19 protein-coding genes are annotated in these 19,695 nt (G+C 39.6%); 13 read left to right on the top strand and 6 right to left on the bottom strand.

Going from position 1 to position 19,695, the window contains the following annotated elements:
- The first annotated feature begins 58 nt into the window (after positions 1-58).
- The 3 genes from ACK3CR_RS19865 (at position 59) to ACK3CR_RS19855 (ending at position 2,601) form a co-directional block, all read left to right on the top strand.
- Positions 59-499 carry a Fur family transcriptional regulator gene (locus tag ACK3CR_RS19865; protein ID WP_328122217.1) on the top strand — a complete coding sequence of 147 codons (441 nt, stop codon included), beginning with the start codon at positions 59-61 and terminating at the stop codon, positions 497-499.
- Between the two features lie 446 nt (positions 500-945).
- On the top strand, positions 946-2,262 hold the full coding sequence (locus ACK3CR_RS19860) for an MFS transporter (protein WP_419182608.1): 1,317 nt from the start codon (positions 946-948) through the stop codon (positions 2,260-2,262).
- Positions 2,263-2,391: 129 nt separating this feature from the next.
- Positions 2,392-2,601 carry a hypothetical protein gene (locus tag ACK3CR_RS19855; RefSeq protein ID WP_328122215.1) on the top strand — a complete coding sequence of 70 codons (210 nt, stop codon included), beginning with the start codon at positions 2,392-2,394 and terminating at the stop codon, positions 2,599-2,601.
- Positions 2,602-2,638: 37 nt separating this feature from the next.
- Here the strand turns inward: ACK3CR_RS19855 and dctP are convergent, their stop codons facing one another.
- From dctP to ACK3CR_RS19840, 3 genes are all read right to left on the bottom strand, one after another.
- Entirely contained in the window at positions 2,639-3,916 is a 1,278-nt protein-coding gene (dctP, locus tag ACK3CR_RS19850) for a C4-dicarboxylate transporter DctP (RefSeq protein WP_268584048.1), read from the bottom strand.
- Between the two features lie 290 nt (positions 3,917-4,206).
- Positions 4,207-4,905, bottom strand: a complete 699-nt coding sequence (locus ACK3CR_RS19845; protein WP_488976030.1) for a response regulator — start codon at positions 4,903-4,905, stop codon at positions 4,207-4,209.
- Positions 4,906-4,920: 15 nt separating this feature from the next.
- Positions 4,921-6,498 (bottom strand): ATP-binding protein, encoded by a 1,578-nt coding sequence (locus ACK3CR_RS19840; RefSeq protein ID WP_488976028.1) that lies wholly within the window; start codon positions 6,496-6,498, stop codon positions 4,921-4,923.
- A gap of 98 nt (positions 6,499-6,596) precedes the next feature.
- Between ACK3CR_RS19840 and ACK3CR_RS19835 the strand changes: the two genes are divergently transcribed.
- The 3 genes from ACK3CR_RS19835 (at position 6,597) to hfq (ending at position 8,995) form a co-directional block, all read left to right on the top strand.
- Positions 6,597-7,652: a DctP family TRAP transporter solute-binding subunit gene (locus ACK3CR_RS19835; protein WP_243518385.1), complete on the top strand. Its 1,056-nt coding sequence runs from the start codon at positions 6,597-6,599 to the stop codon at positions 7,650-7,652.
- A gap of 135 nt (positions 7,653-7,787) precedes the next feature.
- The gene (gene miaA / locus ACK3CR_RS19830) at positions 7,788-8,720 is read left to right on the top strand and encodes a tRNA (adenosine(37)-N6)-dimethylallyltransferase MiaA (protein ID WP_488976215.1); all 933 of its coding nucleotides are present in this window, start codon (positions 7,788-7,790) and stop codon (positions 8,718-8,720) included.
- Between the two features lie 50 nt (positions 8,721-8,770).
- Positions 8,771-8,995 carry an RNA chaperone Hfq gene (hfq, locus tag ACK3CR_RS19825; protein WP_019391929.1) on the top strand — a complete coding sequence of 75 codons (225 nt, stop codon included), beginning with the start codon at positions 8,771-8,773 and terminating at the stop codon, positions 8,993-8,995.
- A 70-nt stretch (positions 8,996-9,065) separates the two neighbouring features.
- On the opposite strand, the gene ACK3CR_RS19820 is transcribed toward hfq, so the two are convergent.
- Positions 9,066-9,239 (bottom strand): Fur-regulated basic protein FbpA, encoded by a 174-nt coding sequence (locus ACK3CR_RS19820; RefSeq protein WP_328122211.1) that lies wholly within the window; start codon positions 9,237-9,239, stop codon positions 9,066-9,068.
- 180 nt (positions 9,240-9,419) lie between these two features.
- On the opposite strand from ACK3CR_RS19820, the gene spoVK reads away from it, so the two are divergent.
- Positions 9,420-10,379: a stage V sporulation protein K gene (spoVK, locus tag ACK3CR_RS19815; RefSeq protein WP_019391931.1), complete on the top strand. Its 960-nt coding sequence runs from the start codon at positions 9,420-9,422 to the stop codon at positions 10,377-10,379.
- 14 nt (positions 10,380-10,393) lie between these two features.
- On the opposite strand, the gene ACK3CR_RS19810 is transcribed toward spoVK, so the two are convergent.
- Positions 10,394-11,014: a trimeric intracellular cation channel family protein gene (locus tag ACK3CR_RS19810; RefSeq protein WP_243518390.1), complete on the bottom strand. Its 621-nt coding sequence runs from the start codon at positions 11,012-11,014 to the stop codon at positions 10,394-10,396.
- Positions 11,015-11,199: 185 nt separating this feature from the next.
- Here ACK3CR_RS19810 and hflX point away from each other — a divergent pair, with 185 nt between their 5' ends.
- From hflX to glnA, 4 genes are all read left to right on the top strand, one after another.
- Complete coding sequence (gene hflX / locus ACK3CR_RS19805) at positions 11,200-12,462, top strand: GTPase HflX (RefSeq protein ID WP_488976027.1); 1,263 nt, start codon at positions 11,200-11,202, stop codon at positions 12,460-12,462.
- A 1-nt stretch (position 12,463) separates the two neighbouring features.
- Complete coding sequence (locus ACK3CR_RS19800) at positions 12,464-13,732, top strand: methionine gamma-lyase family protein (protein ID WP_488976026.1); 1,269 nt, start codon at positions 12,464-12,466, stop codon at positions 13,730-13,732.
- A gap of 221 nt (positions 13,733-13,953) precedes the next feature.
- Positions 13,954-14,355, top strand: coding sequence for a MerR family transcriptional regulator (locus ACK3CR_RS19795; RefSeq protein WP_019391935.1), 402 nt, complete (start codon positions 13,954-13,956; stop codon positions 14,353-14,355).
- Between the two features lie 74 nt (positions 14,356-14,429).
- Entirely contained in the window at positions 14,430-15,764 is a 1,335-nt protein-coding gene (gene glnA, locus ACK3CR_RS19790; protein ID WP_243518400.1) for a type I glutamate--ammonia ligase, read from the top strand.
- A gap of 93 nt (positions 15,765-15,857) precedes the next feature.
- Here glnA and ACK3CR_RS19785 read toward each other — a convergent pair whose 3' ends face one another.
- On the bottom strand, positions 15,858-16,391 hold the full coding sequence (locus ACK3CR_RS19785) for a DinB family protein (protein ID WP_410914426.1): 534 nt from the start codon (positions 16,389-16,391) through the stop codon (positions 15,858-15,860).
- 381 nt (positions 16,392-16,772) lie between these two features.
- Between ACK3CR_RS19785 and ACK3CR_RS19780 the strand changes: the two genes are divergently transcribed.
- Both ACK3CR_RS19780 and ACK3CR_RS19775 read left to right on the top strand, forming a co-directional pair.
- Positions 16,773-18,179 (top strand): sigma-54 interaction domain-containing protein, encoded by a 1,407-nt coding sequence (locus tag ACK3CR_RS19780; RefSeq protein WP_410914420.1) that lies wholly within the window; start codon positions 16,773-16,775, stop codon positions 18,177-18,179.
- Between the two features lie 91 nt (positions 18,180-18,270).
- Positions 18,271-19,599, top strand: coding sequence for an aspartate aminotransferase family protein (locus ACK3CR_RS19775; RefSeq protein ID WP_410914419.1), 1,329 nt, complete (start codon positions 18,271-18,273; stop codon positions 19,597-19,599).
- Positions 19,600-19,695 lie beyond the last annotated feature (96 nt).

Below are 19,695 nucleotides of genomic sequence, written 5' to 3'. Positions count from 1 at the left end.
GGAGGCAAGTAGGGGATCTCCTTACTTGCCCCTCTAAAAAAAGGAGATGATGAAGAAAATGAACGGAGAACTGAATTTTTACAAAAACAAGCTAAAGGAAAAAGGAGTCAAACTAACGCCTCAGCGAGCAGCCATCATTAGGCATTTGTTGCAGACAAAACTGCCGATAACAGCAGAGCGTCTTTTTCAAAATATGGCGGTAAAGTTTCCAAACGTGACGAAAAAAACGATTAATACTAATTTAGCTCTTTTAAAGGACGTTAGCGTTGTAAGGGAAATTAAAGAAGAGGCTGGTCAGTCCCGCTATGAGATTGTAACGAGGCAATTGTATCGCTATGGAATATCTTGTATAAGGTGCGGCATTACCCTTGATTTTAGCAGCAAAGAAGAAGAAATGTTTGCGAAATGTGCGGACATGTTTGCCGGTTTTACACCATTAAACCTTAGCCTTACAATTGAAGGGCTTTGTGCTGACTGTGAACAGCATAAAGTAATCTAGTATAGTTTATATCTATTTCTCATCAGAAGGAGGAGAGAAGCTTTCGTTAAGCTAAATGAAAATACGATAGTTATGGTATGTAAAAGGAAAAAGAAACAAAAAGCTATTGAACAACACCTCTTTTGTAAAAAACAATCCACAAGTTATCCTCTCTCATATTTTCCATAGAATAAACACTATTATACACTTCATAATTGGAGGAGGAAGTCTAAAGAACTAGATGACTTATAACAAATAGGTCTATATGTTCTAAATTGAAACTTAAATATTCATTTTGGAATATTTAAGATATAATACATATATTAGGTTTTTTTTCAGCTATTGGCTGTTGAGGCATATGTTCTCAGCAGTTTTTTGCGTTGAGCATTGTCAAAGTAATGAGAATCAAAAGGGGAATTAAGGGGAGAAATTCGAATATATTATAAAAAATCGAAAGAGGTAGAAGTATGCTACAAGAAGAAAAAAAGCGAAGTGAAATGATGCCAAAAAGCAACTTCAAGCTTTTTATGATGCTGCCGATTTTGTCATGGGCGCTTTACGATTTTGCAAACACGATTTTCTCTTCCAATATTACAACCATTTTCTTTCCATTTTATCTGCAGGAAGTTGTGGGAGACAGTGAACGAATGAACCAGATTGCAAGCACGTTCATTTCTTATGCAAATGCTGTGTCTAGTTTTTTTCTTGTCATTTTTGCCCCGCTTTTCGGGGTGCTTATTGACAGAACGGGCAAAAAGAAAAAGTATGTGACGGCATTTACACTTATTTCCGTCTTTTTTACGATGATGATGGGATTTTTAGCTATGGGAGATGGGGGTGGAACGGTTGGGGGACTGCCGCTTTCATTAATTCTTGTAATCATTTGTTTTGTGATTGCCAAGTTCTTTTATAACTCAAGCCTTGTGTTTTACGATCCGATTTTAGCTGATATTAGTACAAAAGAAAACATGGCGGTTGTTTCCGGATTTGGAACTGCTGTTGGCTATATTGGTACACTAGTTGGCTTATCCATTTATCCATTTGTGAGCAGCGGGAATTATCATGAAGCATTCATTCCAACAGCGCTCTTATTTTTATTGTTTTCTCTTCCCTTTATCTTTTTTACAAAAGAAAAAGAAGTGGAGAAAAAGGTAGAAAAAGCTTCATTTTGGAGCGGATACCGTGATATCATCGCAACATTCAAAGAAATGAAAAGTTATAAAGCAATCTTTTATTTTATGATTGCGTACTTCTTTTTAAATGATGCAATTGCGACTGCTGTTGCGATGATGTCTGTTTACTCAACCGCAATTGTTGGTTTTGGAGCAGGGGAATTTATTTTACTTTATCTTGTTTCAACAGTTGCTAGCATTATCGGCTCATTTGTCTTCGGATTTATTTGCAAAAAGTGGGGAGCATGGAAGTCAATTGTAGCAGTTGGTATCATTTTAATCGTGGCTCTATCCTTTGCAGTTGTCGCAACAAATTCTGCGCTATTTTGGGTGGCGGGAAGCCTTTTTGGGGTGTCACTTGGTTCGCTATGGGTAACAACGCGCACGTTTATTATTGAACTTACGCCTCAAGAAAAACGCGGTCAGTTTTTTGGTCTTTTCGCTTTTTCAGGAAAAGTGTCGTCTGTTATCGGTCCATTTTTATATGGGACAATTACGCTCCTGTTAGCGGATTACGGAAACCTAGCAAGCCGAGTTGCGCTTGGTTCTCTTATTATTCTTGTGCTCTTTGGCTTATTTTTTCACCAATTTGTTCGCAAATATAGAGCTTAAAAAGCTGAAGTGTTTTGTTTATAAGAAAATTGAAATAATCTTTACAAAAACTTAACGTGTAAACCCCTTGTTCATTTAGAGAATTTAGCATATGATGATATACAATCTCATATAATTGGGGGGAAAAGTATGTTTAAAAAGTTTTTGAAAAGTATGATGGGAAGCGACCGTCGCTATTCAAGCAGCGATCGTCGTCACCGTAGACCAAGCCGACGTTATTCAAGCAGTGATCGCTACAGAGGACGTTCGTACTCAAGCAGTGATTATAAAAGAGGACATTCAAAATATGGCCATCGCCATTATAAAGGTCGCTACCGTAGCGGAAGCTATAGCAGCTAAAAAATCCCCGTCGCTTTTAAGAGCAACGGGGGTTTTTTTAGCTTGCTGGCTTAATTTTATTGCCGATTTCTTTAATGGCTTCAACGTTTTTCTCACGATCAAACTCATTTTCGCTTTTCGCTACGACAATTGTTGCAATTCCATTTCCGATTAAGTTTACAATTGCGCGTCCTTCACTCATAAAGCGGTCAACGCCTAGAAGAAGAGCAAGACCTTCAAGTGGAATAACTTGCAGTGCTGCAAGTGTTGAGGCCAACACGATAAATCCACTTCCTGTTACTCCTGCAGCGCCTTTTGATGTTAGCATAAGAATAAGGATAATCATAAGCTGTTGACCAATCGTTAAGTCCACACCAAACACTTGCGCTAAAAAGACAACAGCCATTGAAAGATAAATCGACGTTCCGTCAAGGTTAAAAGAATACCCTGTTGGAATAACAAGACCAACAACAGATTTTGAACAGCCATAGCGCTCCATTTTATTCATCATACGAGGAAGCACAGATTCAGAAGAGCTCGTACCAAGTACAATTAAAATTTCATCTTTAATGAAGCGTAAGTAATTCCATAAGCTAAAGCCGTACATTTTACAAATAATATTAAGAACAACAAAAATAAATAAGAACATTGTAATGTAAACAGAGAGCATAAGCTTTGCAAGCGGCAGAAGGGATGTTAATCCGAAATGCCCGATCGTATAACCAATAGCTCCAAACGCTCCAATCGGGGCAGCGCGCATCACATAACCAATAATTTTAAAGAATACGAGTGAAAGTTTATCTAATGAGTCAATAATGCCTTTTCCTTTATCTCCAATTGCAGCTAAACCTACTCCGAATAGAATAGAGAAGAAGAGAACTTGTAAAATATCACCTTTTGCAAATGCATCAACCATATTAGAAGGAACAATATGAGTCACAAATTCAATCCAGTCGATGCCTTTTGCTTCTCCACTTTCTGTTGTGTATGCTGAAACGTCTCCTTTATCAAGTGAATCATAATCAAGACCTGCTCCAGGCTTTACAAGGTTTACTACAACGAGTCCAATTACAAGTGCGAGCGTTGTGACAACTTCAAAATAAATGAATGCTTTTCCGCCAACTTTTCCAACTTTCTTCATATCGCCCATTTTTGCGATACCAAGCACAATCGTTAAAAAGATAATAGGAGCAATAACCATTTTAACAGCATTAATGAACGTGTCGCCGAGCGGCTTTAGTTCTTTTCCGATGTTTGGCCAAATAAGCCCAACAAGCACACCCAGCGCGATGGCTGTTAGCACTTGAAACGTTAAATTTTTAAAAAGTCTCTTCATCGTCTTTCATCCCCTTTGTCCCCTTAATCAACAACTCTATAAATAAATGATATCGCTTTCAAATAATTTTGAACATTTTATGAACTTATCGGACATTTTGGTCTTTTTGGTCTTAACCTTTTCTTTTAAAACTTAAAAAAGCAAAACGCTCTTTTTTTCGAATGATCGAAGAATGAATAAGAGAAGGAAATCTCCCGAAAGATTGTCGAGAAATAGACTAACAGAAATGGCTTTGAGGTAAACCAAAAGAGCTTCAGCATGCTGAAGCTCTTTTCTTACAGGTCCGTCTTCTAGTAATGATTTTCATCATAAAGGTAGCGGTTAATAGGGCGACCAACGCCTCCGTACTGAATATCAATTTTAACGGCTTTTGTTTTTTCTAAATAATCTAAGTAGCGTCGGGCTGTTACCCGGGCAATACCGACACCGTTGGCAACTTCTTCAGCTGAGTGTGGCTCCCTTTGCTTTTTTAAATAATCGACAATAACAGTGAGCGTAAATTCATTAAGTCCTTTTGGCAAAAGAGAAGAAAAGTTTTCCTTTTTCGATGATGAATATAAAATAGAATCAAGCTGCTCTTGTGATAACGTGCTTTCCGTGTTTATTCGCTTTTGATAGTTTCGATATTTTTCAAGCGCTTGCTGAAGGCGTTCAAACGTGAATGGCTTCATAATATAATCAATGGCTCCGTTTTGGAGCACTTTTTTGATCGTTTCACCATCTTTTGCAGCAGAAACAACGATAATATCTGTTGTGAAATTTTCGCTTCGCAGTTTTTGTAGTGTTGCAACACCGTTTAGCTTTGGCATAAAAATATCAAGAAGGGCAAGCTCTGGATCCAGTTCCTTTAGCTTTTCTAACCCTTCCTCACCATTGCTTGCTGTTCCAACGACTGTAAATCCTTGCACTTTATTAATAAATGTTTTATTGAGTTCTTGTACCATTGGATCATCTTCAATAATAAGAACTGAAACGTCATTTTTAGTCATTGCTGTTCCTCCATCCTAGAGTGGAAAGGTAATTAAAAAGGTTGTACCATAGCCAACATCTGAAGTAACGGTAATCTCTCCGTCACCTTTATCAACAACTTGTTTTACAAGGTATAAGCCAATGCCTTGACCGCTTTCTTTTCCTTTTGTAAAATGTCGGTGGAAAAGAAGCGGCACATCATGATCTTCAATGCCAATTCCATTATCCTCAACAAGAATCGCGCATACTCCTTCTGATTCATCAATGCTCACATCAATTCGCTTCTCGGTGTGTGAGCTTTTTTCAAGAGCATCAAACGCATTTTCAATTAAGTTGCCAAGCAGAATAACGAAATCGTGATAATCAAGACCTGGGGGAAAGTCTGTAAGCGATGAGTTAGGATCAATCACAACGTCAATATCAAGCTCTTTGCCGCGGCTTACTTTGCTTAAGAGCAGCCCTGACACAGCAGGATGGTGAATATGCTCATTAAGGAAGTTTGTAAGCTTTTCCTGCTCTTTTGAAATTTGAAAAACAAACTGAAGAGCTTCTGCTGTACGTCCAAGCTGAATAAGGCCTGCAATGCTATGAAGCTTGTTCATATGCTCATGATTTTGTACACGTAGGGCATCGACGAAGTTTTTTACGCCTGTTAATTCTTCAGCAAGCGCGGCCACTTCTGTGCGATCTTGAAAAATTGCCACAGCTCCAATGCGCTCATCATTTACTTTAATCGGAAAGCGATTACTAAAAATCCGCTTGCCGCTCATTTGAATTTCCTGATTATGCACGTGACGATTTGAATAAAGAATCTCAGGAAGGTGAGTGTCTTTTAATACTGAACGAATCAGCTTGCCGACTACCTCGCCTTGGACATTAAAGATGGAGCGTGCTTTCTCGTTAAAAATCGTAATCTCTTCCTTATTATCAATCGCAATTACCCCTTCATTCAACGCATGAAATGTGGCTGTCCGCTCTTCAAGAATGCGGACAATTTCATGTGGCTCAAGCTTGAACATTTGATTTTTAATATGTCGTGCAAGCATAAAAGAGCCAATGACGCCAAAAAGTAGGGTAATGAATAAAACAATGAAAATTTCTTTTTTTAAGTTCATCAAAATATCCCATGTGCTAGGGAGTGTTTTGCCAACAAGGACAACGCCAATTTGATTAAGCTCCTCGTCTTTAATAGGAACAAAAGCTCTCAAGGACGTTCCTAATTCTCCGCGTGCTTTTGATAGATAAATATGTTCAGCAAATGCTGCGTCTTCATCTCGTCCCTTGGATACTTTTCCTAGCAACTCATTTGCCGGATGAGAGTAGCGGATATGCTCCATATTCATCACAACGATATAGTCTGCTCCGTTGATGATTCTGAGCCGTTCAATAATCGGATTCAGTTTCTTCCAGCCTTCTTTTTCCCGGAGCATTTCCTCGACATCTGTGAGCTCTGCGACCGTTCTCGCTGTGTTCATTGAGCGCATCCCAATTTCCTGTTCTTTTGTTTGACCAACAATCCCGACTAAAAAAATCCCGGCAATTAAAAGTGAGAAAAGAACAATTGCGTATGATAGAGTTGTAATTTTCCAGCTTATTGATAGTTTTTTGAGCATGGCAGGATCCTCTCAAGTAGAAAATAAATATGTTTTATAAGCTAACTTATCCTATAATAATAGTATGAAAAAGCTTTAAAAAGAAAGGTAGGGATGATGTGAAAAAAACAATTCTTCTCATCCTTTTTTTGTTTACTGGTATTGTAACCGCTATCGTGTTTGGATTCCATCATCTTTTTCCTTTTAAGGAACTTCCTTATGATGATGATCAGAAAGGATTAAGGGATCAAGTTTTAATTAAGTTCAGCCACGTTGTTGCCGAAAATACACCAAAAGGGCTCGCAGTAGACAGGTTTGCTAGACTTGTAGAAGAAAAGTCAGACGGTAAAATCAAAGTGGCTGTTTTTCCAAATGGAAGTCTTTATTCAGATATTGAAGAAGTCTCAGCATTAGAAGAAGGAAAAGTACAGATGATTGCACCCGCCACTTCAAAGCTCCAAATGCTGTCACCAAAATGGGGCGTACTTGACTTGCCGTTCATTTTTCCGAATGAGGAAGCCGTTCGACATGGACTTGAAGGACCCATTGGAAAAGAGCTGTTACAAACATTAGATGGAACAGATATCAAAGGGCTTGCTCTATGGTCTAACGGTTTTAAGCAGCTTACAACAAATGAGAAAGTGATTAAAAAACCTGAAGATGTGAGCGGACAAAAATTTCGGATTATGCAAAGTCCTGTCTTAGATGCTCAGTTTACAATGCTTGGAGCAGACGGTATTCAGCACCAGTTCAACGATACCTATTCTTTGCTTAATAGGAAGGAAATTGATGGGGAAGAAAATACGGTGTCTAACATTTATTCAAAAGGATTTTATAATGTTCAGCAAAACATGACAATCACAAATCATGGCTATCTTGCTTACGCAGTAATGATTAATCGTTCATTTTGGGATGAACAAGATGAGGAAACGAAGAACATTATTTTAGAAGCCATGAAAGAAGCGACAGCGTGGAATGAAAAAGAGGCACTTGAAAAAAACAAAGAGCAGCTTCAGTATATCCGCAAAAACTCGTCAATGAAGATTCATACATTAACGAAAAAAGAGCGCAAAGAATGGCTTAAAGCGCTATCTCCTCTTTATAAGAAATATGAAGAAGAATTCGGTCCATCACTCATAAAGGAAGCGATAAAGCTTAGAGACGGCAATTTTTAGTTCATAGGACCAAACGGCTCTTGAATATAGGGGAGCGTTCCGCGTAGAATACAAAATGAGACAAAAAACGTGAATGTACGTATAAATCTTGTCATATTGGATATAAGGGTTGAAGAACAGAAAAGTGGTGAGAGTTTGACAGCGAAAGAAAAAGTGGTCGTAATTATCGGTCCAACGGCCGTTGGAAAAACCGAGCTAAGCATAAAGCTCGCAAAAAAGCTGAACGCTGAGATTATATCAGGAGACTCGATGCAAATTTACCGAGGAATGGATATTGGCACAGCGAAAATTACGGAAGGGGAGATGGATGGTGTTGTGCATCATCTTATTGACATTAAGGATCCGGACGAAAGTTTCTCTGTTGCCGAATTTCAAAAGCTTGTGCGCGACAAAATGCGCGATATTACAAGTAGAGGAAAGCTGCCGATGATTGTAGGTGGAACAGGGCTTTATATTCAAGCGGCACTTTACGACTACGAGTTTACAAAAGAAAAAGCAAACAGTGCAGTTCGCACGAGTCTAGAAGAGCGTCTAGGTCGCGTAGGAGCAGAAGTGCTTCACAGTGAGCTCCAAAAAGTGGATCCGCTAAGCGCAGAGCGCATTCATATGAATAACACAAGACGGGTCATCCGCGCGCTTGAAGTATACGAAACAACAGGAACGCCGTTTAGTGAGCATGTTGACGAAGAAAAGCATGAGCTTCTTTATGATGTAGTCTTTATTGGACTTACAATGGAGCGAGAGAAACTATATGCGAGAATCAACGAGCGCGTTGATATTATGATGAGTAAGGGACTTTTAAAAGAGGTTTCAGATTTAATCCAAAGAGGAATTAATAAAGAGGCGCAGTCTGTTCAAGCAATCGGCTATAAAGAGCTGTACGATTTTGCGGAAGGGCGCACAAGCTTAGAGGAAGCTGTTGAGCTCTTAAAGCGCAATTCAAGACGATATGCAAAACGTCAGCTCACATGGTTCCGCAATCGTTTGCCTATACAGTGGTTTGACATGACAGATGCTCGTCCTTCTGAAAAGTTTGCTGAAATTTTTGCTTATATAGAAGGAAAATAGGATATAATCGAGAAATAGTTAGCTTATAGAGATAAAGAGGAGGCAATATCATGAAACAGTCAATCAACATTCAAGATCAGTTTTTAAATCAGCTTCGCAAAGACAACGTATTTGTAACAGTATTCCTACTAAACGGTTTTCAACTTCGCGGCCTTGTAAAAGGGTTCGATAATTTTACCGTTTTATTAGAAACGGAAGGCAAACAGCAGCTTATCTATAAGCATGCGATCTCGACGTTTGCGCCAAACAAACCTGTTTCAATGGAATTTGAATAAATACAAGGCGCTCATGCCTATGTTTTACATAAAAGAGGCAACCTCATCATGAGGTTGCCTCTTTTTCTATTTATGTGCGAGAGATTATTTTTTGGTTCGTTTGGTTGAGATACTCTTTTTCAAGTTCTTGAAGCGAAAACTCGTAAAGATGTTTTCCATACTTTTTATATAACCCAACGTTTAATAGTTTTGTGATTAGTTGATTTTTGCGGTCTTCTGCCGCTTTTTGTTTCACTTTGTTCATATTTGACATTCCTTTCACAACTTGAAAGCATTTTCTCTAAAAAGGTTATTCCCACATTAACAAATTTCTAAACAGCTTTAGATTTTTAACATGGATTTTTTTCTTTTAACATAAAGTGAAAGAAAGAGAGGTTTTTTGAAGATGTGAGAATCAGCACAAGAAGTAAAGAGGTGAACGTTCTTGGAGAGACCAGTTACGCTAAAAAATAACGGTCAAATTAACATCGTTTTAAATAATGAAACGCAAAAAACACATGGAACTCAAACTTCCTCCTTTATCCCTGTTGTAAAGCAAGAGGTAAAACATGAAGCCCTTCGCGATATCGAAAGAGAGATGGCAAAGCTTGTTGGTATGGAAGAAATGAAGCGCATCGTGAAAGAAGTGTACGCATGGCTTTACGTGAGCAAAAGGCGCGAAGAAATCGGTTTGAAAGCTGAAAAACAGGCGCTTCATATGATGTTCAAAGGAAATCCAGGCACAGGGAAAACAACAGTTGCGAGACTTCTAGCCAAACTGTTTCTTGAAATGAAGGTGCTCTCAAAAGGGCATTTAATTGAAGCAGAGCGGGCAGATTTAGTTGGGGAATATATCGGACATACGGCGCAAAAGACGCGTGATCTCATAAAAAAAGCAATGGGCGGCATTTTGTTTATTGATGAAGCTTATTCACTTGGCAGAGGCGGAGAGAAAGACTTTGGAAAAGAAGCCATCGACACGCTTGTAAAACATATGGAAGACAGACATCAAGAGTTTGTGCTGATCTTAGCGGGGTATTCCCGCGAGATGGATAACTTCTTAATGCTGAATCCAGGCTTAAAATCGAGATTTCCACTTGTGATTGATTTTAAAGATTATACAGTAAGTGAGCTTTTGCAAATTGCGGATAAAATGTTAAAAGAACGTCAATACGAGCTGACAAAAGAAGCGCTGTATAAACTTCGTCAGCATTTAAACGACGTAACAGGACAGTCAAGCCTTCAAACTTTCAGCAATGGACGCTATGTCAGGAACGTGATTGAGAAGTCGATTCGCTCACAAGCCATGCGGCTCCTCACAACAAATAAGTTCGATCGTGAAGAATTGATGACGTTAAAGAGTATTGATTTAATTTTATCAGACGGAGAAAAGGTGTCGTTTTGAGACGACACCTTTTCTTACATTTCTGTTCCTCTTTCTTGGCGAAGCGATCTGAAAGGCAAGCGCCATTTATAAAAAAGAGAGCACATCCGAAGCCCAACAATTCCAACAAGAAGAACATAGAGGCTGATGGGCGTTGTTGCAATGTTAAGCCCGATGAAAAGCGCAGCCATCACAGCCCACACCGCATAAATCTCATCATGCAGTACAAGCGGCTTTCGTCTTGCAAGCAAGTCACGCACAAGTCCGCCACCACATCCTGTTAAAACAGCGGCTACGATAACCGCGCTAAGAGGGTGGTTCATCTCTGTTGCATAAAGCGCGCCTTGAATGGCAAATGCGGCAAGCCCAATTGCGTCCGTTAAGTTTCCCCACTTGTGCCAGTGTTTTAATAAATGATTAGGAAATAAAAAGACCAGTGTAATCGAAATAAGCGCAATGTGGAAATACATGCTTTGATCCCAAAGCGTGGAAACCGGAACGCCGATTAGCACATTTCGGATGGCACCTCCACCAAATGCGGTAACAATCCCTAAAATATAAACGCCTAAAATATCATATTCTTCTTCCATGGCGATAATCGCGCCGCTGATTGCGAACGCAATTGTTCCAATGATGCTTAACACTTCCCACGTCACGCCAGACTCAACCCCCATAAATACGAAATCATTCAAATTGTATGCCGATTTCTCTATTTATTCAAGAGGATATCGGGCATTTTAAAATAAAAGCTTTAAAAATTTTGTAAACTCCCGCATCTTTTTGCTATGATAGGATTGATTTAGCAATTAGGTGAATATATGAGAAGAAAGTAGGAAAAAGTTTGCATACTTTACAACGAAACGAAAAGGAAAAAACTGTACTTGTTGGCTGTCAGCTTCCAGGGGATGACGAAGTTCGCTTCGGCCATTCGTTAGATGAGCTCGAGTCGTTAACAGAAACGGCTGGTGGAGAAGTAATTTTGACGCTAACGCAAAAGCGTGAACGAGTCCATCCTGCTACATATATTGGAAAAGGAAAGCTTGAAGAACTGCTCGCAGCTGTTGAAGAAACAGAGCCTGATCTTGTTGTATTCAATGACGAGCTTTCACCAAGTCAGCTTCGCAACTTAACAGACATGCTAAGCGTTCGGATTATTGACAGAACGCAGCTTATTTTAGATATCTTTGCACAGCGCGCTGCAACCAAAGAAGGACACCTGCAAGTTGAGCTTGCACAGCTCAACTATTTATTACCTCGCTTGTCAGGGCAAGGTGTGAATTTATCTCGTCTTGGAGCCGGAATCGGAACGCGCGGACCTGGGGAAACAAAGCTTGAAACAGACCGACGTCACATTCGCGGCAGAATTCATGATTTAAAACAGCAGCTTAAAACAGTTGTTGAACACCGCAAACGCTATAGAGCGCGTCGTAAGGAAAATCAGTCGATTCAAGTATCACTTGTTGGCTATACAAACGCAGGGAAATCAACGCTTTTTAACAAGTTGACAAATGCAGGAACATTTGAGGAGAACCAGCTTTTTGCAACGCTTGATCCGCTAACGCGCAAAACGCAGCTTCCATCAGGACTTGATATTTTGCTAACAGATACGGTTGGATTTATTCAAGACTTGCCAACAACGCTTGTTGCTGCTTTCCGTTCAACGCTTGAAGAAGTAACAGAAGCCGATTTTATCTTACATGTTGTTGACAGCTCAAATCCGGATTACACAACACATGAAAAAACGGTACATAAACTCTTAGAAGAGTTAAATGTTACAGACGTACCGATGTTAACCGTTTATAATAAGAAGGATGAAGTGGATCCGGAATTTATCCCGTCTACAACAGAGTCCTTATTAATCTCAGCGCTTGACGCTAAGGATATTGAAGAGCTTAAAACTAAAACGCTTGATCTTATCAAATCTTCGATGGAGCACTACAATGTAGAGCTTTCGCCAGGTGAAGGAGAGTGGCTGTCAACTCTAAAACGCGACAGTATTTTAGAAGGTTTTCATTTTAATGAAGAAAAAGAAGTATATGAATGCAGCGGCTATATAGCTAAAACACATCCGCTGTATGAATCATTGAGGGAGCGAGAAAAGTAATATGTTAGAAAAGTTGTACGGAACAAAATTAGCACGCATTGCAGAAGAAGTAGAAGCACTCATTAAGGAAAGACACGGGGAAGTAGATGTAATTGCTCAATACAACCAGCATCGCGTGTTAAAAAGTTTCCGTGAGCATCAAATTGGTGACGTGCACTTTACACCATCAACAGGATATGGTTATGACGATATTGGAAGAGATGCGCTTGAACGTGTTTATGCTGACGTGTTCGGAACAGATGCAGCTCTTGTACGTCCGCAAATTATTTCAGGGACGCATGCCATTTCAACAGCCCTATTTGGTGTGCTTCGCCCAGGGGACGAGCTTTTATATATTACAGGAAAGCCGTACGATACACTTGAAGAAATTGTGGGCATCAGAGGCAAAGAAGGCATTGGCTCGTTAAAAGACTTTAATATTGGCTATCATGCCGTTCCGCTAGGGGAAGACGGAAACGTCGATTTCGAAGCTGTAAAAGAAAGCATGAATGAACATACGAAAATGATTGGCATTCAGCGTTCAAAAGGTTATGGCATTCGTCCGTCGTTTACTGTAGAACAAATTCGGGAAATGATTACTTTCGTCAAAAACATTAACCCAGATGTTATTGTTTTTGTTGATAACTGTTACGGTGAATTTGTTGAAACAATGGAGCCATCACATGTTGGCGCAGATCTTATGGCAGGCTCGCTTATTAAAAACCCGGGCGGCGGCTTGGCGAAAATCGGTGGCTATATTGCGGGTCGTTGTGACCTTGTTGAGCTTTGCTCATACCGTATGACAGCACCAGGACTTGGCAGTGAAGCAGGTGCATCACTATACAGCCTTCAAGAAATGTATCAAGGTTTCTTTATGGCGCCACACACTGTGGCGCAAGCGTTAAAAGGCGCGATTTTCACATCTGCGCTTCTAGAACGTCTTGGCATGAATACAAGTCCAAAATGGCATGAAAGCCGGACAGACCTTATTCAATCTGTTCAGTTTGATGAGCGAGACAAAATGGTTGCTTTTTGCCAAGCTATTCAATATGCTTCACCAATTAATTCCCACGTTACTCCGTATCCAAGCTATATGCCTGGCTATGAAGATGACGTGATTATGGCAGCAGGTACGTTCATCCAAGGAGCAAGCCTTGAATTAACGGCGGACGGACCGATTCGTCCTCCATTTGTAGCATATGTACAAGGCGGACTAACGTATGAGCACGTAAAGATTGCGATTCTTTCCGCTGTAACGTCATTAATCGAAAAAGAGTTGTTAGCTCTGTAACGCTTTCATAAAAAAGATTTAGTTAATATATACAAAAGAAAAATAACGTGAATTGCTGATGATAACTCTTTGTTCTCAGCTGCTCTAGGGCTCTAGAACAAAGGGGAAAAACAGTGCGTCTGAAAATTCATAAAAAATAATGTTAGAAAAACTAACATATAATTGACACAGGAATTCACATGTTCTACAATAAGGGTAGTTAAGTAAAGGAGGAACGAAATATGGGTGATAATATTCGTCGAAACATGCCTTTATTTCCAATGAGTATCGTTATGAAATTGACAGAACTATCAGCAAGGCAGGTTCGTTACTATGAGGAACACGATCTTATTGCTCCTGCGAGAACAGAAGGAAATCGACGTCTTTTCACATTTAACGACGTTGATAAGCTTCTTGAAATCAAGGAACTAATTGAAAGAGGCGTCAATTTAGCTGGAATCAAGCAAATTTTCGAAGTTCAAAAGGAAAAAGGCAAGTATACAAAAACAGAAGTAAAGACGCCAGACCAAGAGATGAGCGAAGAAGAACTTCGCAAACTATGGCGCTCTGAAATTACGCACCAAGCGGGAAGACAAAACCGCACAGCGTTAAATCAAGGGGATATGTCACGCTTTTTCCATTAATAATGTAAGGGTTACTTCATTTTGAAGTATTCTAAATAAATTACTAGTGTTAGTTATTCAGGGGAGGATAAATGATGGCAAAGTACACAAAAGAAGACATTTTCAAAATGGCGAACGAAGAGAACGTAAAATATATCCGCTTGCAGTTTACGGATATCCTAGGAACGATTAAAAACGTTGAAATTCCTTCAAGTCAGCTTGAAAAAGCGCTTGATAATAAAATGATGTTTGACGGATCTTCAATTGAAGGCTTTGTTCGTATTGAAGAATCTGATATGTACTTATATCCGGATCTTGACACATGGGTAGTGTTCCCATGGACATCTGAAAAAGGAAAAGTAGCTCGTCTTATTTGTGACATCTACAATCCAGACGGCACTCCATTCGAAGGGGACCCTCGTAACAACTTGAAGCGCATCTTAAAAGAGATGGAAGAACTAGGCTTCACAGATTTCAATCTTGGACCTGAGCCAGAATTCTTCTTATTCAAGTTAGATGAAAAGGGAGAGCCAACTCTTGAACTAAACGATAAAGGCGGATATTTTGACCTAGCACCAACAGACTTAGGTGAAAACTGCCGTCGTGATATCGTGCTTGAGCTTGAAGAAATGGGCTTTGAGGTTGAAGCATCTCACCATGAGGTTGCTCCTGGTCAGCACGAAATCGACTTCAAATATGCAAATGCCCTAAGAGCATGCGATGACATCCAAACGTTCAAGCTTGTTGTCAAAACAATCGCACGCAAACACGGACTACATGCAACATTTATGCCAAAACCACTTTTCGGTGTTAACGGTTCTGGTATGCACTGTAACTTATCTCTATTTAATAATGGACAAAACTCATTCTTCGATAAAGACGCTGACCTTCAGCTAAGCGACACAGCTCGCCAGTTTATCGCAGGAATTGTTAAGCACGCAACAAGCTTTACAGCTGTAACAAACCCAACAGTTAACTCATACAAACGTCTTGTACCTGGATATGAAGCACCATGTTATGTTGCTTGGTCTGCACAAAACCGCAGCCCGTTAATTCGTATCCCAGCATCACGCGGTCTTAGCACACGTGTTGAAGTACGTAGCGTTGACCCTGCAGCAAACCCATACTTAGCAATCGCTGTTATGCTTGCAGCAGGTCTTGACGGAATTAAAAACAAACTAACTCCGCCAAAACCAATTGACCGCAACATCTACGTTATGAACAAGCCAGAGCGTGAACAAGAAGGCATCTCAGACCTTCCAGCAACACTTGCTGCAGCGCTTGAAGAGCTTAAATCAAACGAAGTAATGGTTAATGCCCTAGGAAAACACCTATTCGAACACTTCATCGAAGCGAAAGAAATCGAGTGGGATATGTTCCGTACGCAAGTACATCCATGGGAACGTGACCAATATATGACGCTTTATTAAGAGATTAATAAAGTGATAGAAGCCCTTGATACGAAGAGTATCAAGGGCTTCTTTTATGGATTGCTCAACGTGTAATGAAACATCTTATATACCTTACTTACTTACTTTTGAAAGAAACTGATCGATTCGCTCTTTTTGCCGGAAGTGGTGTCGGAAATGCATTTCGATTAGCTGAAAATATTCCTCCGCATTTAAATATCCCATTGCCCGGTGCTGAACTTTCTGGCTTGCCGGGATGTCAGAGAGCTTTCTTTCGATCTCCCGCATTTTCTCATTGGTTTGAAGAAGTCCTTCCTTTACCTCTTCTTTTCCTGTAGGATTTGGCGGCGTGAAATCCGGTGTATCCGGACCTTTTACTCTGATTGGAGGAAACGTTCCTTCTTTAAAAATCGATTCGCCTATTTCTGTTTTTTGGCCCCCATCGGAAGCATTGCCATTAGCACATTGCTCAATTGCTTTCAAATGAAGATCAAGAGTGCACTTTATTAAATGATTGTACATTTGTCCTAATGACCATTCATCCTCAGAAGGCTTTCTCCTAAACTCATCTAGCGAATATTTACTTAACTCTTCAATATAATATGTAACCACCTGTTCGAATCGCTTCAATATCTCTTTTGTATCCAATTGATCTCCCACTTTCTTGATAATTTTTTTCTTCTTATAGTACGTTACAATGCTAAATGAAATAACATCTTCTGAATAAACTTCGATTACCTTACAAATAATACCTTTTATTTTTTTCAATAAAATGAAGGTGTAAACGCAAATTCATGCTTAATATTATTATCAATGCATATAAATTCCTGACCCTTTAATGGAACGATGTTAAATATGAAACAAACGGACTGGTAAAGGAAAAGTCGATCTGTAACGAGTCATAATTGAAGCTATTTGAAGAAATGCTTGTTGAGGTCACGTAGGCATGCTAATATTATTCAAAAATAAATAATTATTTATTTTTGAATACCCTTTGTTTATAAGCATTGAAGGGAGTATATTTCAAAAATGAATAATTATAATCAATTTGAAAAGGTGTTGACCATGAAACAAAAAGACTGGAACGAAAATGAATTAATTCTTAATTCTTTAAAAGATGATTTGCTGGTAACAAATCGGGATGGAATCATTGTAAGAGCCAGTAAAGGTTCGGGTGACATTTATAATGTTAATTCGGAAAAACTGGTAGGACAGTCGGTTTATGAGTTAGAATTACAAGGTTTATTCACGCCTAATGTGACGTCGATTATTTTGCGGGATAAAAAGAAAGTAACATTGGTGCAAACGACCAAACAAGGGAAGAAATTATTAGTCACCGGAATCCCTGTCAAGGATGCGAAAGGAGAGATCGTACGAGTCGTCAGCTATTCTCACGATATCACGGAGTTAATAGAGGTTAAGAAATATTTAGATTCCATGGAAGATGAAATGGGACGCGTAAAAACGGAATTGGAAATGCTCAGAAACAAACATCTGCTGACAGAAGGACTAGTGGCAAAAAGTGAAAAAATGCAAAACGTTCTTTCGACAGCTGTACAAGTTTCAGATGTTGATGTAAATGTGCTACTCCTTGGTGAATCTGGGGTTGGAAAGTCTCATTTAGCTAAATTTATACATAATAAGAGTCCTAGAAACAACGGAGCTTTTATAGAAGTCAACTGTGGGGCTATTCCCGATCATTTGTTTGAAGCTGAATTTTTCGGCTATGAAGCAGGGGCTTTTACAGGCGCTTCGCGTAATGGAAAAGTCGGGTTGGTAGAGCTAGCTGATAGGGGAACGTTATTTTTAGATGAAATAGGGGAACTTTCTCTCACCCATCAAGTGAAAGTATTAAAATTCATTCAGGAGAAACAATTTTACCGAGTCGGAGGTAGAAAGCTGAGAAAGGTTGATTGCCGGCTTATTGCAGCAACGAACAAAGACTTGGAAAAAGGAGTGAGGGAAAAAGAGTTTAGGGAAGACCTTTATTTTCGTTTAAGTGTCGTTCCCATCACAATCCCTCCGTTGCGCGATCGGCCAGAAGACATTTTCCCTATCATTACCTATTTTCTTCAGCAATTTGAAAAAAAGTACAACAGAACAAAAGAGCTTGATGAAGCTGTTACTCATAGCTTATTGACATATGAATGGAAAGGAAATATCCGAGAATTAATTAATATGATTGAACGTTTAGTGGTAACTTCTCCTACCACGTTAGTTACTGCAGAACACTTGCCGCAATCGATAAGAAATCAAGAGACACAAGGAATCTTTCAACGGGCAGACGGTCTAATGCTTAAGGATGCGTTAGAATATGTGGAAAAAGAAATGTTATTAAAAGCCAAAAAGCAAAATAGAACCACCATTGAAATGGCAAATGCTTTAGGGATCAGTCAGCCTTCAGTTGTAAGAAAATTAAAAAAATATAACATTTAATAACTCCTCTTTGGCATGAAACTTGCAATTAGGAAGGGTAGGTGTTTTTAAAAAAATTCACCTACCCTACATTTGTTTAAGGAGGCCTTTTATGACTGAACCATGGAATCACTTAATGGATCATTTATCCGATCTGCTTGCTCCAAGTATGGCAAAGGATCATCCGAATCTCCCAGTTGTTAAAGCGGAAGGTTGCTATTATTACGGACTGGACGGAAGAAAATATTTAGATTTTACTTCGGGTATCGCGACAGCAAACACAGGACATCGACACCCCAAAGTGATACATGCGATTAAAGAGGCGGCTGATCATTTGATGCACGGGCCGTCTGGAGTAATTATGTATGAGTCTATCCTTAGATTGGCAGAAGAATTAAAAACGATACTCCCTAAAGGTCTTGACTGCTTTTTCTTTGCTAATAGCGGAACAGAAGCGATCGAAGGCGCCATTAAATTAGCAAAACATGTGACGAAAAGACCGTATGTTGTTTCATTCATGGGTTGTTTTCACGGTCGCTCACTAGGCGCATTGAGCGTGACAACTTCGAAAAGTAAATATCGCAAATTTTTGCAGCCTACAGGGCTTGTTTATCAAGTTCCTTATGCCAATCCGACGGCATGTCCAGTTCATGAAGATCCGGAAGAATACTTCAAGAAAAAACTAGAAAATGACTTTGACGTACTTTTTAAGCACCAAGTAACCCCAGAAGAAGTCGCCTGCATGATTATTGAACCCGTACTTGGAGAAGGGGGATATATTATCCCTCCAAAAGGGTGGTTGGAAAAAATCCGGGAAGTTTGTGATGAGCATGGCATCCTGTTAATTTTTGATGAGGTCCAAACGGGATTTGGAAGAACGGGAGATTGGTTTGCATCTCAAACATTTGGCGTAACCCCTGATATTATGGCAATTGCAAAAGGAATAGCATCGGGGCTGCCGCTGAGCGCAACTGTTGCCTCTAAGGAACTTATGGAAAAGTGGCCAATTGGGAGCCATGGAACAACCTTTGGCGGAAACCCAATTGCTTGTTCAGCTGCACTAGCTACGATTGAAGTGTTAAAAGAAGAAAACCTGATCGCTAACTCCAAAATAATGGGCGATTATGCAACTAGGAAGCTTACTGAATTAAAAGCTCAGCATCCTATAATAGGCAGCATTCGTTCAGTTGGTCTTATGATTGGTATTGAAATTGTTGATTCATATACAGGAGAACCAGATGGACATACACTGTTGGAGATTCTTAACAAATGCTTGGAAAAAGGAGTTTTATTCTATTTATGTGGCAACAGCGGAGAGGTCATTCGTATGATTCCTCCATTAACGGTAACCAAAGAGGAAATTGATACGGGTATCCAAGTGTTGAGTGAGGCCATAATAGAAGTCGAAAAAGCGGCGAACATTCAACCTACAAACTTTTGAAGCGTTAACATGTTGGGGCTCTACTCGTATGCCAGCAGTGAAACTAGAATCACGAACGAACGTTGGCAGTGATAGTTTGTGAGCGCTTTTAAAATG

The sequence above is a fragment of the Priestia sp. TRM10 genome (assembly GCF_057808375.1).
The sequence above is the reverse complement of the archived record's forward strand: the minus strand, read 5'-3'. Positions and strand labels throughout refer to the sequence as shown.

What these genes read in the sequence shown, in the direction of transcription:
- ACK3CR_RS19865 (WP_328122217.1), top strand. Translation starts at nt 59, where the DNA reads ATGAACGGAGAACTGAATTTTTACAAAAACAAGCTAAAGGAAAAAGGA.
- ACK3CR_RS19860 (WP_419182608.1), top strand. Translation starts at nt 946, where the DNA reads ATGCTACAAGAAGAAAAAAAGCGAAGTGAAATGATGCCAAAAAGCAAC.
- ACK3CR_RS19855 (WP_328122215.1), top strand. Translation starts at nt 2,392, where the DNA reads ATGTTTAAAAAGTTTTTGAAAAGTATGATGGGAAGCGACCGTCGCTAT.
- dctP (WP_268584048.1), bottom strand. Translation starts at nt 3,916, where the DNA reads ATGAAGAGACTTTTTAAAAATTTAACGTTTCAAGTGCTAACAGCCATC.
- ACK3CR_RS19845 (WP_488976030.1), bottom strand. Translation starts at nt 4,905, where the DNA reads ATGACTAAAAATGACGTTTCAGTTCTTATTATTGAAGATGATCCAATG.
- ACK3CR_RS19840 (WP_488976028.1), bottom strand. Translation starts at nt 6,498, where the DNA reads ATGCTCAAAAAACTATCAATAAGCTGGAAAATTACAACTCTATCATAC.
- hfq (WP_019391929.1), top strand. Translation starts at nt 8,771, where the DNA reads ATGAAACAGTCAATCAACATTCAAGATCAGTTTTTAAATCAGCTTCGC.
- ACK3CR_RS19820 (WP_328122211.1), bottom strand. Translation starts at nt 9,239, where the DNA reads ATGAACAAAGTGAAACAAAAAGCGGCAGAAGACCGCAAAAATCAACTA.
- ACK3CR_RS19800 (WP_488976026.1), top strand. Translation starts at nt 12,464, where the DNA reads ATGTTAGAAAAGTTGTACGGAACAAAATTAGCACGCATTGCAGAAGAA.
- ACK3CR_RS19795 (WP_019391935.1), top strand. Translation starts at nt 13,954, where the DNA reads ATGGGTGATAATATTCGTCGAAACATGCCTTTATTTCCAATGAGTATC.
- glnA (WP_243518400.1), top strand. Translation starts at nt 14,430, where the DNA reads ATGGCAAAGTACACAAAAGAAGACATTTTCAAAATGGCGAACGAAGAG.
- ACK3CR_RS19780 (WP_410914420.1), top strand. Translation starts at nt 16,773, where the DNA reads ATGAATAATTATAATCAATTTGAAAAGGTGTTGACCATGAAACAAAAA.
- ACK3CR_RS19775 (WP_410914419.1), top strand. Translation starts at nt 18,271, where the DNA reads ATGACTGAACCATGGAATCACTTAATGGATCATTTATCCGATCTGCTT.